Annotated in this window: 7 protein-coding genes; all 7 read left to right on the top strand. The window is 46.6% G+C overall.

Going from position 1 to position 12,680, the window contains the following annotated elements:
* The 7 genes from ACTNEN_RS01755 (at nt 1) to nifJ (ending at nt 12,549) form a co-directional block, all read left to right on the top strand.
* Nucleotides 1–1,200 carry an acetate/propionate family kinase gene (locus ACTNEN_RS01755; protein ID WP_441204338.1) on the top strand — a complete coding sequence of 400 codons (1,200 nt, stop codon included), beginning with the start codon at nt 1–3 and terminating at the stop codon, nt 1,198–1,200.
* A gap of 219 nt (nt 1,201–1,419) precedes the next feature.
* Complete coding sequence (gene rpmF, locus ACTNEN_RS01750; protein WP_441204337.1) at nt 1,420–1,602, top strand: 50S ribosomal protein L32; 183 nt, start codon at nt 1,420–1,422, stop codon at nt 1,600–1,602.
* A 297-nt stretch (nt 1,603–1,899) separates the two neighbouring features.
* Complete coding sequence (locus ACTNEN_RS01745) at nt 1,900–3,102, top strand: FprA family A-type flavoprotein (protein WP_441204336.1); 1,203 nt, start codon at nt 1,900–1,902, stop codon at nt 3,100–3,102.
* Between the two features lie 104 nt (nt 3,103–3,206).
* Nucleotides 3,207–4,463, top strand: a complete 1,257-nt coding sequence (locus ACTNEN_RS01740; protein WP_441204335.1) for a putative glycoside hydrolase — start codon at nt 3,207–3,209, stop codon at nt 4,461–4,463.
* Between the two features lie 48 nt (nt 4,464–4,511).
* Complete coding sequence (gene uvrC, locus ACTNEN_RS01735; RefSeq protein ID WP_441204334.1) at nt 4,512–6,398, top strand: excinuclease ABC subunit UvrC; 1,887 nt, start codon at nt 4,512–4,514, stop codon at nt 6,396–6,398.
* Nucleotides 6,399–6,604: 206 nt separating this feature from the next.
* The gene (locus ACTNEN_RS01730; protein WP_441204333.1) at nt 6,605–8,719 is read left to right on the top strand and encodes a VanW family protein; all 2,115 of its coding nucleotides are present in this window, start codon (nt 6,605–6,607) and stop codon (nt 8,717–8,719) included.
* Between the two features lie 299 nt (nt 8,720–9,018).
* The gene (nifJ, locus tag ACTNEN_RS01725; protein WP_441204332.1) at nt 9,019–12,549 is read left to right on the top strand and encodes a pyruvate:ferredoxin (flavodoxin) oxidoreductase; all 3,531 of its coding nucleotides are present in this window, start codon (nt 9,019–9,021) and stop codon (nt 12,547–12,549) included.
* Nucleotides 12,550–12,680: the final 131 nt, after the last annotated feature.

The raw sequence follows: 12,680 nt of genomic DNA, 5'->3' as shown, positions 1-12,680 counted from the left end.
ATGAAAATTCTTGTTATTAACTGTGGATCTTCCTCCCTCAAGTACCAGCTGATCGACATGGATACTGAGGCTGTCCTTGCCAAGGGTCTCTGCGAGCGAATCGGTATTGCTGGTTCCAAGCTTACACATAAGGTTCCCGGCAAAGAGGATTTTGAGCTTGAGACACCGATGGAGAATCATGATGTTGCTGTAAAGCTTGTATTTGATGCTCTTACAGATAAGGATCATGGCGTTGTTTCTTCTGTAGATGAGATCAATGCGATCGGCCACAGAGTTCTCCATGGAGGTAAGGAAATTACCCAGTCCACTGTTGTAGATCAGCATGTTAAGGATGTTATCCGCAGCTGCTTTGATCTGGGACCTCTGCATAACCCTGCAAACCTTACCGGTATCGAGGCATGTGAGAAGATTGTACCGGGCAAGCCAAACGTTGCTGTATTTGATACTACCTTTGGTATGTCCCTGCCGGAGAAGGCGTTCTATTATGCGATTCCGACAGAATACTATGAGAAGTACGGTATCAGAAGATACGGCTTCCACGGCACATCTCATACCTTTGTTTCCGGTGAGACGATTAAATTCGGTCATCTTGATCCGGAAAAGGCTAAGGTTATTGTATGCCACCTTGGAAACGGTGCTTCCATCTCTGCATCCATTGGCGGCAAGGGCGTAGATACTTCCATGGGTCTTACTCCGCTTGAGGGTCTGATCATGGGTACACGTTCCGGAGATATTGATCCGGCTGTAGTACAGTTCCTCTGCAATCATGAGCATATTACTGTGGATGAGGCACTGAATGTACTGAATAAGAAGTCCGGCGTGCTTGGCATGTCCGGTGTTTCCTCTGATTTCCGTGATGTTGAGAAGGCTGCTAAAGAGGGCAATCACATGGCAGCAGTAGCTCTGGATGCATTCCGGTACAGAGTTGCCAAGTACATTGGCGCCTATGTTGCCGCAATGAATGGTGTTGACGCCATTACCTTTACCGCCGGTGTAGGCGAGAATGACGCTTATACTCGTGCATTTATCGTAGAGAATTACCTCGGATATCTTGGTGCAAAGATTGACCCGGAGAGAAATAAGGTTCGCGGCAAGGCTGCACTGATTTCAACAGATGATTCCAAGGTTAAGATCTTTATGATTCCGACCAACGAGGAGCTTGCGATCGCAAGAGATACACTGCGTCTTGTACAGGGCTGATTAACTCTGTAAGCAAGGTCATAATAAGCATATTTTCCGGTGGCAGAATTTTGTGTCACCGGTATTTTTTCTAAAATAATAAAATAATACTTGCGTTTTATAAGACGATGTAGTATTGTAGTACGAGTGTGAAAAAGGCGGGTTTTTTATCGAAATCTGCTTGACATAGAAAAACCGTTTGGCTATAATAGCCGGGTATGACGAAGGAGGTGTAGAGAAATGTCAATCTGTCCTAAGAATAAATCATCCAAGGCTCACAGAGATTCTAGAAGAGCTAACTGGAAGATGGGTGCTGTTAATCTTGTAAAGTGCTCAAAGTGTGGTGCTCTTGTTATGCCTCACAGAGTCTGCAAGGTTTGCGGATCTTACAATAAGCGTGAGATTATCAAGGTTGAGGCTTAATCCTCATAAATGAGATGATCAAAGACTTCAGAGAGTTTTCTCTGGAGTCTTTTTTTACATAAATAAAGCCTCTTTGACTTTAAAATTTACTTTTGTCCGGTTTTCTTTTGTCATTGTCAGACTTTCACGGAATCTATATACCGCAAAGCAAGGATGGCATGGATTAAAATTGTATCCAAAATAAAACGATAATGTTTATCAGCTTGTCATAAGAGCCTATAGACTGATACTTTAAATAATGTTAAACTGAAGCAGAATGATAAAAATATGTCAGTGATCTGACAAAAGGAGTTAGCAATGTATGCAGTGAGAAATCTGAAGGACGATATTACCTACCTTGGAGTGGAGGACCGTCGTCTTCATCTTTTTGAAAACATCTTTCCGTTGGACCGTGGAGTAACCTATAATTCCTATCTTATCCAGGATGAAAAAACAGCTCTTCTGGATACGGTGGATCATACAGCAGGGAAACAGTTTCTGGAAAACCTGGAGCATGTTTTGTGCGGGCGCAAGCTAGATTATCTGATTGTCAACCATATGGAGCCGGATCATTGCGCACTGATCGATGAAATCGTACTGCGTTATCCGGAAATCCAGGTGGTTTCCACTGCTAAAACCTTCCAGATGATAAGCCAGTTCTTTACGCTGGCACTGACAGAGGAGCAGAAGCTGGTAGTTAAGGAGGGAGATGAATTAAGCCTTGGAAAACATGTGCTGTCGTTTGTGATGGCTCCGATGGTGCATTGGCCGGAGGTTATGTTCACATATGACAAAACGGACGGAATTCTGTTCTCCGCAGATGCATTTGGCGTATTTGGCACAAATAATGGAAATCTGTTTGCGGATGAGATGAATTATAAGGCAAAGGATTTTACGGATGACGCCAGAAGATATTACTCCAATATTGTCGGTAAATATGGGATGCAGGTGCAGAATGTACTGAAAAAAGCCTGCAAGCTTGAGATCCGGATGATCTGCCCGCTGCACGGACCGGTCTGGAGAGAGGACCTCGACTTCATTGTCGGCTTATATGACAAGTGGTCAAAGTATGAAGCGGAAGACAAGGCTGTGGCAGTATTTTACAACTCAGTGTACGGCAATACAGAGTCTGTCATCAATGCACTTACGCTTCGTCTTGCTGAAAAAGGCGTTAAAAATATTGCAGTATATGATGTTTCCAAAACGGATGTATCGGTACTGATTTCCGAGAGCTTCCGTGTATCGCATATCGTCTTTGGCGCTACTACATATAATAACGGACTTTTCCCAAAGATGGAAAATCTGATTCAGGATATGAAGGCGCTTACTGTACAGAATAAAAAATATGCCATCATTGAAAATGGTACCTGGGCGCCTGCTGCAGGTAAGCTTTTGAAAGCGGAGCTGGACTCGATGAAAAATATGGAGCAGGTGGGAGAAACACTCACTGTCAAGTCGGCAACCTTTAACCTTGAGGCCCTTGATGCACTGGCATGTGCCATCGCAGAGTCATTAAAATAGGGGAAAATGGCTATAAATGGTGACTCTGTCCCATAAAAAGTTGAAGAATAAGAGAAAAGTGGTATAATGAACCCGTATTATGGCTGATATATACGAGGTCAAACATGAAGAAGATTTTTACGCTTGTAACGATCCTCTGCCTCGCGCTGATTGGCTGCCAGAAAAGGGAACCACTTGTCTATAAAATCAACAAGTCGGACGAACTAAAGCAATATGAGTCCGAGCTGGCGGCGGAGTCACAGTTTGCAGCTTCCAGAGAGAAGCAGTCCATAGAAGCTTCCATTGCGGAAGCCTCGGAGGCGGCTGCGATGGAAGCCAAGACCTGGAAAAAGAAGGAAATCAGCAGAGAAAGGGTTAAGGTAAAGGGTATTTATCTAACCGACGCCACGGCGGGGTCCTCCCGCATGGAAGATATTATTTCTCATATTGACGAGACAGAGTTAAATGCAGTAGTAATTGACATCAAAAATGACCGGGGGCAGATTGCCTTTCCGGCAGAGTCGCCCGAGGTTCAAGAGCTGGCTTCTCAGACAGATACAATTCCTGACCTGCCCGGGCTTATTTCCAAGCTGCATGAGCATGGCATTTATGCCATCGCCAGACTCGTTACATTCCGTGACCCTTATCTTGCCACAGTTCGTCCTGAATGGATGAACACAAAATCGGACGGCAGTCTTTTTTATGATAATTCGGGCATGGCGTGGGTCAATCCCTACAAAAAAGAATACTGGGAGTATCTTGCGGAGGTTGCGGACGATTGCGCGGATGCAGGCTTTGATGAAGTCCAGTTCGATTATGTGCGCTTCTGCACCGAGCAGGGCATGAAGGATGTAGTTTACACAGAGGACGATACACAGGGACGGTCTAAAACTGACATCATTACCGAGTTTATGCAGTATATCTCTGACCGCGCAGCAGAAAAAAATATCTTTGTCTCTGCAGATGTTTTTGGTACGATTATCGGATCCTATGTTGATGCCGCAGCGGTAGGACAGGATTATCCTGTTATGGCATCCTGCGTGGATTATATGTGTCCGATGATTTATCCATCTCATTATGGCGACGGTAATTTTGGCATTGAGCATCCTGATACGGATCCATATGGCAGTATCAGCGGCGCGCTTAATGCATCCCGGAAGTCGCTTACTCTCAATCAAAGTGAAGGCATACATCAGGCAATTGTGAGGCCGTGGCTGCAGGCATTTACGGCTTCCTGGCTGCCATACCATATAAACTATGGTGCAAAGGAAATCCGGCAGGAAATCAAGGCGGTTTATGATCAGGGGTATGAGGAGTGGATCCTCTGGAATGCCGCCAATGACTATAACTGGGACGCTTTTCTTGCGTCATCAGAGCATTGATCATATATATGTTGCATCAGGAACAGCCCCGGGAGGGATATCATCAGGATGACAGATCATACCAGATTTAATATACAGGAAGAGCTTACGAAACTCCCGGCCATGCCGGGAGTTTATTTGATGCACGGACCTAAGGACGAGGTAATTTATGTCGGTAAGGCAAAGGTCCTCAAAAACCGGGTTAAGCAGTATTTTCAGAAATCTTATAAAAAATCTGCTAAAATCCAGCAGATGGTGAGCCTGATTGAACGTTTTGAGTATATCGTGGTGGATTCCGAGCTTGAGGCGCTGATTCTGGAATCCAATCTGATTAAGGAATATAAGCCGAGATACAATACACTCCTAAAGGATGATAAAAATTATCCCTATATTAAGGTGACGATGGATGAACCGTTTCCCAGGGTTATAGCGGTACGAAAGCGTGGACGGGACCGTGCAAGGTACTACGGACCATATGCATCCATGGATCAGGTGAGAGAGGTTATAGAGCTGATTCGTAAAACCTTTCATATCAGGAACTGCAGCAAGGTGTTTTCGGAGGATCATCCGCTCAACAACAAGTGCATTTATTATGACATTCATCAATGTGATGCTCCATGCATTGGCAGGCAGTCGCGCGCGGATTATCTGATACAGGTTGGCAAGGTACTCGACTTTCTTAACGGAAAATATGACGACATCATAAAGGAGCTTGCGCGCAAGATGACAAGAGCCTCGGATAACCTGGATTTTGAAACAGCGATCCAGTTAAGAGACGAGATCCAGGCAATTGAGGCAATACAGAACCGTCAGAAAATCACGGCTTATGACACCGAGGACCGTGATATCATCGGCATGCGGCGGGAATGGAGCGACTGTGTCATTCAGATTTTCTTTGTACGGGATGGCAAAATTATCGGCAGAGATCATCAGTTTATTGACATAGACCGGGAAGCGGAGGATGCGGAGATTCTGACTGATTTTATCAAGCAGTATTACAATGGCACGCCGTTTATCCCCAAGGAGCTTTGGGTCCAGACAGAGCTTCCGGAGGCACCGGTACTGAGCGCGTGGCTGAGTCAGCTGAAGGGAAAAAAGGTCAGCATCCGGACACCGCAGATCGGTCAGAAGGAAAAGCTGGTTGAGCTTGCAGTAACCAATGCCGGGATCCTGATGAACCGCTATCGTCAGCAGTACAGGGAGGAAGAAAAGAAGACCAGCCGGGCTCTTGTGGAGCTCCAGAAGATTCTTCATATGCCGGAGCCTCCACGGCGGATTGAATCCTATGATATTTCCAATACCATGGGCGCTTTAAATGTAGGATCCATGGTGGTTTATGTCAACGGACAGCCTAAAAACAATGACTATCGGAAATTCCGGATCCGCTCGGTGCAGGGACAGGATGACTATGCCTCCATGCAGGAAATGCTGACCCGCCGATTCCAGCATGGTCTTAATGAGATGGAGGCGAATGCAAAATCCGGTAAAGAAAACGAGATGGGGTCCTTTTCTGTCTTTCCGGATCTGATTCTGATGGATGGAGGCAAGGGACAGGTGCATGTCTGTGAGGAGGTTCTGGCAGGCCTGGGGATTGATTCCGTTGTCGTTGCGGGTATGGTTAAGGACGATCATCATCGCACCAGAGCTCTGCTATATCACGATGAAGAACTGCCGGTTGATACAAACAGTGATGCCTTTAAGCTCATGACCCGGATCCAGGATGAGGTACACCGCTTTGCCATTGAGTACCACAGGTCTCTCCGTAGTAAAAATCAGATCAAATCCATATTGGATGATATCCCCGGAATCGGAAGTGTTAGAAAACGCGCTCTGATGAGCCGGTTTCGTGATGTGGATCATATCAAAAAAGCGAGCCTTGAGGAGCTTACCGCATGCCCGCACATGGATGTATACGCTGCGAGAGCAGTCTATGATTTTTTTCGGAAGGATCCGTAATGTATCTGAGAAAATACCTGACAGATTCCGTGCAATTCATCTGAGAATCATTATCAATTATCCTTGTACGGCTTTGAAATACGATAGTTTTGTGTAAGCTTTCTTTAAGATTTTATATGAAATTGGCAATATACAATTTTTGAAATTATGCTAGAATAGTAGGCACTGTAAATAAGAGCTTTTTATTTTTATATAGAGGATATGAGATGAACAGAAATGATCAGAATGTAAGAGGAGTATCCCGGGAGCGTGGTATGTCCCGGAGCAGAACCGCATCCCGGCTCAGAAGTGGATATACCGGACCAAGAAATGCAGAGGGAAGCAGCAGGAGAACCACTTCTGCTAAAAGAGCAGGCAGCGGATATTCCTATAATTCCGGCTCATCCGGTAATAACTATGACAAGAGGCATGATGATGAACATTCCGGCAGAGGTTTTTTGATCGGAGGAATCGCGATCGCTGCGGTTCTTGTGGTAGGACTGGGTTTCCTCGCTAAAAATACAATTTTTTCTGCTAAGGCTGATGCGACGGAAACCACAAGTATGGGAGCCGGGGCGGAGGAGACAAGCGCCCAGTTTGATCCGAATGTAATACGTACAGATCTGTATCTTGATTACAGCCAGATTTCACCGGATGCAAAGCTGCTCAATATGAACGGCATGGACCGGGAGCAGGTGGAAAATGCATTAAAGGCGGCGTATACCTGGAATCTTGTTATTGTCAATGCCAATCCGTCGATTGACAGCTTTAAGATGCCGGAGCTTCCTAAAGAGTCGGAAGCAGCTTCCGCCAAGGGAAGCTCTGATGATGAAGGCACGGAGGAAGTAACGCAGGTTGACAATCCACTTGCAAAGGTAACGATCCGTCCGGAGAAGACACAGTATTCTGTGCCGGATCTTATTGGTGAGGATATTGACAGTTACGTAGATCAGATTTTTAAGGATTATGAATCCAAGGGTGCGGATCAGCTGACAAAAAAGGCAGAGGAGACGACAAATGCTGCGGAAACCGGCACACAGGGCTCGTCAGAGTCGGCTGCGGAGTCTTCGGAAACCACTAAAGCAGCGTCGGCAGATTATGTGCTGGAGCTTCCGGATATGTCGGAGCAGATTACGGATTATGTTACACAGCTCGCAGCGGTCTGGAAGATGGATCCGGAAAACGGAGATATCACAAAATACGATTCCTCCAGTGGAGAGTTTGTTTTTGGAGGTTCCGTCAACGGATATGCAGTAAATGTCAAGGATACCGCTTCCAAGGTTATGGATGCCATCAAATCCGGTTCTTATGACCAGCAGATCAAGACAGAAGGCGAGGTGGTTTCCGCATCCTCCACATCGATCAAGGATCAGTATGATACGATCGGATCCTATCAGACAGAAACCACAAGCAACTCTGTGCGTAACGGGAATATCAAGCTTGCGGCAGCAGCCATCAATGGTACGATTCTGCGTCCGGGCGAGGAGTTCTCTTTTAACAATACTGTCGGACAGAGAACAGAAGCCAAGGGCTACGGCGCAGCGGCAGCCTATAATAACGGAGAGGTTGTACAGGAGGTAGGAGGCGGTGTCTGCCAGGTTTCCACAACCCTGTATAATGCGGTATTCCGTTCCGGACTTACCACAACTTATCGCCGGTCTCATACCTTTGCGCCGAATTATGTAACTCCGGGTATGGACGCTACCGTATCCTGGCCGGGACCGGATTACCGTTTCGTCAACAACTCGAGTCATAACATTGGTATCCGTGCATGGTATTCTGATCAGACAGTTACGGTACAGATCTATGGCGTCAGGGTATTGCCAAAGGGCGTAAAGTGGTCGCTTACTTCGGAGAAGGTAAAGGATCTGCCGATGCCAAATCCGGTTGTAATCACTTCAGGAGATACCTCCAAGGGATCCCAGGGCAGTGAATGGCAGGCATATAAAATCATCACCAATGCAGATGGATCAACCGAAAAGGTAAAGGATCACTATACCACATATAAGGGACATACACCTAAGGTTTATGCTTCTGCCCAGGCGACGACAGCAGCATCCGGCAGCGCGGCAGAAACCACGAAAGCAGCGGCTGCTCAGGAAACGCACGCAGGCGGAGAGAGCGCTGCAGGTGGTCCTTCCTCTGAAACAAGCGCAGCAAAGGCAACGGAAAAGGCAGCTACGGAGCCTAAAAAGACGGAAACCACGGCGCAGGAGACCACGGAGAAGGCTGAAATTGTAGAGGCACCGACCGTCAGCAGCAATACAGGAGATTCGGATGAGATTGATGCACCTGTGAATGAAGGCGGCGCGATCATTTCCGATGGTCCCGGCGGTGTCTGAGTTAGAGCTGCTTGCTTAAAACAGCGTTGCATATAATGAAATAAATTCTTAAAAGAAAAGCATATGTCAGAAAAAGAGAAGTCTGGTTCGTCCTGGGCTTCTCTTTTTTGTATGAATGCAAATACAAAGCCTGATTTTTACCGGTATTTACTTGTATTTATTTCCGTACGGGCTGGTTTTCCTTTGATTTTTTAGGTAAAAATGCTATACTTTAGTCGTGTATGATACCCCATGCTGATGGGTTTTCATATATGTAACGCATCCTATATGGATTATTCATTTTTTTAGGAGGAATTCTTATGGCAAGAAAAATGAAAACCATGGATGGAAATCAGGCTGCTGCACATGCATCATATGCATTTACTGAAGTAGCCGCTATCTATCCTATCACTCCTTCATCTGTCATGCCTGAGCATGTTGATGAGTGGGCAACTGAAGGTAGAAAGAACATTCTCGGCGAGACCGTTCAGGTTACCGAGATGCAGTCAGAGGCTGGTGCTGCAGGTGCAGTTCACGGTTCTCTTGCTGCCGGTGCTCTTACAACTACCTTCACCGCATCACAGGGTCTGCTTCTGATGATCCCTGATCTTTACAAGGTAGCTGGTGAGCAGCTTCCTGGTGTATTTGATGTATCAGCTCGTTGCGTTGCCACACACGCACTGAACATCTTCGGCGATCACTCTGATGTTATGGCTTGCCGTCAGACCGGTGCTGCAATGCTCTGTGAGTCTTCTGTACAGGAGGTTATGGATCTTACTCCGGTAGCTCACCTTGCTGCACTTAAGGGAAAGATTCCATTCATCAACTTCTTTGATGGTTTCAGAACTTCTCATGAGATTCAGAAGATTGAGGAGTGGGACTACGAGGATCTTAAGGACCTTGTAGACTGGCAGTATATTGATGAGTTCAGAGCACATGCACTTAACCCGAATCATCCGGTTGAGAGAGGCTCTGCACAGAACCCGGATGTATTTTTCCAGGCTCGTGAGGCATGCAACCCATACTATGATGCACTTCCTGCTATTGTTCAGGAGTACATGGATAAGGTTAATGCCAAGATCGGTACAGACTATAAGCTCTTCAATTACTATGGCGCAGAGGATGCGGAGCATGTAATCGTTGCTATGGGTTCTGTCAATGATACCATTGAGGAGACCATCGACTACATGGTAAAGAATTCCGGCGCTAAGGTCGGCGTTGTAAAGGTAAGACTTTACAGACCGTTCTCCAAGGACGCTTTTGTAGCTGCTCTGCCAAAGACAACCAAGGTGATTTCTGTTCTTGACAGAACCAAGGAGCCTGGTTCCATCGGTGAGCCGCTGTATCTCGATGTAGTCGCTGCTCTGCAGGGCACAGAGTTCCAGAATGCAACCGTTCTTTCCGGACGTTATGGTCTTGGTTCCAAGGATACAACTCCGGCACAGATCGTTGCTGTTTATGACAACGTAGATAAGAAGAGATTCACCATCGGTATTGATGATGATGTAACACATCTTTCTCTTACAACCGGTCCGGCTCTTGTTACTACTCCGGAAGGCACTGTTAACTGCAAGTTCTGGGGTCTTGGTGCAGATGGTACCGTAGGTGCTAACAAGAACTCCATCAAGATCATCGGCGATAATACCGATATGTACGCTCAGGCTTATTTTGACTATGACTCCAAGAAGTCCGGTGGTGTAACCATGTCTCACCTGAGATTTGGTAAGAAGCCGATCAAGTCAACTTACCTGATCCACAGAGCAAACTTCGTTGCCTGCCATAATCCTGCTTACATGACCAAGTTCAACATGGTTCAGGAGCTTGTAGATGGCGGTACGTTCCTTCTGAACTGCGTATGGACCAAGGATGAAATCGGTGAGCATATCCCTGGACAGGTTAAGAAGTACATGTATGATCACAAGATCAATTTCTACATCATCAACGGTGTAAAGATTGGTATTGAGACAGGCATGGGCCCGACACGTATCAACACCATTCTTCAGTCCGCATTCTTTACTCTGACAGGTATCATTCCTAAGGAAGAGGCTAACCGTCTCATGAAGGAAGCTGCACAGAAGACATACGGCCGTAAGGGACAGGATGTCGTTGAAAAGAACTGGGCAGCAATTGATGCCGGCGCTAACGCATTTGAGAAGGTTGAGATCCCGGCTGACTGGGCTAATGCACAGGATGAGGGTCTTGAGTTCAAGGATAAGACCGAGGGCGCTAAGGATGTACTTGACTTCGTCAACAACATTCAGAACGCTGTATCTGCTCAGGAGGGTAATGGCCTTCCAGTATCTGCTTTCAAGGACTATGTAGATGGTTCTACACCTTCCGGAACTGCAGCATATGAGAAAAGAGGCATTGCGGTTAATGTTCCTCAGTGGAATCCGGATAACTGTATCGAGTGTAACTTCTGCTCCTATGTATGTCCGCACGCTGCAATTCGTCCGTTTGCTTATACAGATGCTGAAGCAGCTCAGGCTCCTGAGGGAGATCAGTTTAAGCCACTCAATGGTATGGCTGGATATAAGTTCGGCATTAAGGTTTCTGTTCTGGATTGTACCGGATGCGGATCCTGCGCTAACACATGTCCTGGTATGAAGGGTGAGAAGGCTCTTACAATGAAGCCGATCGCCGATGAGCTCGACAGACAGAAGTACTTTGACTATGCAGTTAAGCTTCCTGTTAAGGATGACGTTGTTGCTAAGTTCAAGGAAGTATCTGTTAAGGGTTCACAGTTCAAGCAGCCGCTGCTTGAGTTCTCCGGCGCTTGTCCTGGATGTGGTGAGACTCCGTATGCTAAGCTGATCACACAGCTGTTCGGTAACAGAATGTACATCGCTAACGCAACTGGATGCTCCTCTATCTGGGGTAACTCTTCACCTTCTACACCGTACACAGTCAATGCCAAGGGACAGGGCCCGGCTTGGGACAACTCACTGTTTGAGGATAACGCTGAGTTCGGATATGGTATGCTGCTTGCTCAGAACGCAATCCGCGGCAGACTGAAGAAGGAAGTTGAGAAGCTTGCTGAGACCGATGCTTCCGTTAAGGAAGTTGCTCAGGAGTGGCTTGATACATTTGCAGTTGGCGCTGCTAACGGTGCAGCTACAGATAAGCTTCTTGCAGCTCTTGCTGATAAGACAGATGATCTGTCCAAGGATCTTGTAAAGAATAAAGACTTCCTTGCTAAGAAGAGCCAGTGGATCTTCGGTGGTGATGGATGGGCTTATGATATCGGATTTGGCGGACTTGACCATGTACTTGCTTCCGGCAAGGATATCAACGTAATGGTATTTGATACTGAGGTTTACTCCAACACAGGTGGACAGTCCTCCAAGGCTACTCCGTCAGGTGCGGTTGCTCAGTTCGCTGCTGCTGGTAAGGAAACCAAGAAGAAGGATCTTGCAGGTATTGCAATGTCCTATGGTTATGTATATGTAGCTCATGTTAATATGGGCGGCGATATGCAGCAGACAGTTAAGGCCATCGCTGAGGCTGAGGCTTATCCGGGACCATCTCTGATCATTGCGTATGCTCCATGTATCAACCATGGTATCAAGAAGGGCATGGCTAAGGCTATGACCGAGGAGAAGCTTGCACTTCAGTCCGGATACTGGAACAACTTCCGGTTCAACCCGAACGGCGGTGACAAGAAGTTTACTCTGGATTCCAAGGAGCCGGATTACACTGGCTACCAGGAGTTCCTTAAGGGTGAGGTTCGTTACCTTTCACTTGGACTCAAGAACCCGGAGAGAGCTAAGGCTCTGGACGAGAAGAACCAGATGGAAGCTCAGGAGCGTTATGAGCATCTCAAGAAGCTCAATGACCTCTACAACAATTGATTCTTGCTTTAAGATTTTCCTTAGGGGAGACGGTCTTTTGACCGCCTCCCTGTTTTGTTATCTGTAGAGGAGGTCCCCCTTGCTGCAGCAGGACTGTAACAGGCAGGAACAGCCCGAAGTACAACGGATTG

The sequence above is a fragment of the Oribacterium sp. HCP28S3_H8 genome (assembly GCF_052064775.1).
Taxonomy (GTDB): domain Bacteria; phylum Bacillota; class Clostridia; order Lachnospirales; family Lachnospiraceae; genus Oribacterium.
Note: the sequence above shows the minus strand (reverse complement) of the source record. Positions and strands in the feature narration are given on the sequence as shown.

Excerpts from the sequence above, each read along its gene's own strand:
- ACTNEN_RS01740 (WP_441204335.1), top strand. The coding sequence starts at position 3,207 with ATGAAGAAGATTTTTACGCTTGTAACGATCCTCTGCCTCGCGCTGATT.
- ACTNEN_RS01755 (WP_441204338.1), top strand. The coding sequence starts at position 1 with ATGAAAATTCTTGTTATTAACTGTGGATCTTCCTCCCTCAAGTACCAG.
- rpmF (WP_441204337.1), top strand. The coding sequence starts at position 1,420 with ATGTCAATCTGTCCTAAGAATAAATCATCCAAGGCTCACAGAGATTCT.
- uvrC (WP_441204334.1), top strand. The coding sequence starts at position 4,512 with ATGACAGATCATACCAGATTTAATATACAGGAAGAGCTTACGAAACTC.
- ACTNEN_RS01745 (WP_441204336.1), top strand. The coding sequence starts at position 1,900 with ATGTATGCAGTGAGAAATCTGAAGGACGATATTACCTACCTTGGAGTG.
- ACTNEN_RS01730 (WP_441204333.1), top strand. The coding sequence starts at position 6,605 with ATGAACAGAAATGATCAGAATGTAAGAGGAGTATCCCGGGAGCGTGGT.
- nifJ (WP_441204332.1), top strand. The coding sequence starts at position 9,019 with ATGGCAAGAAAAATGAAAACCATGGATGGAAATCAGGCTGCTGCACAT.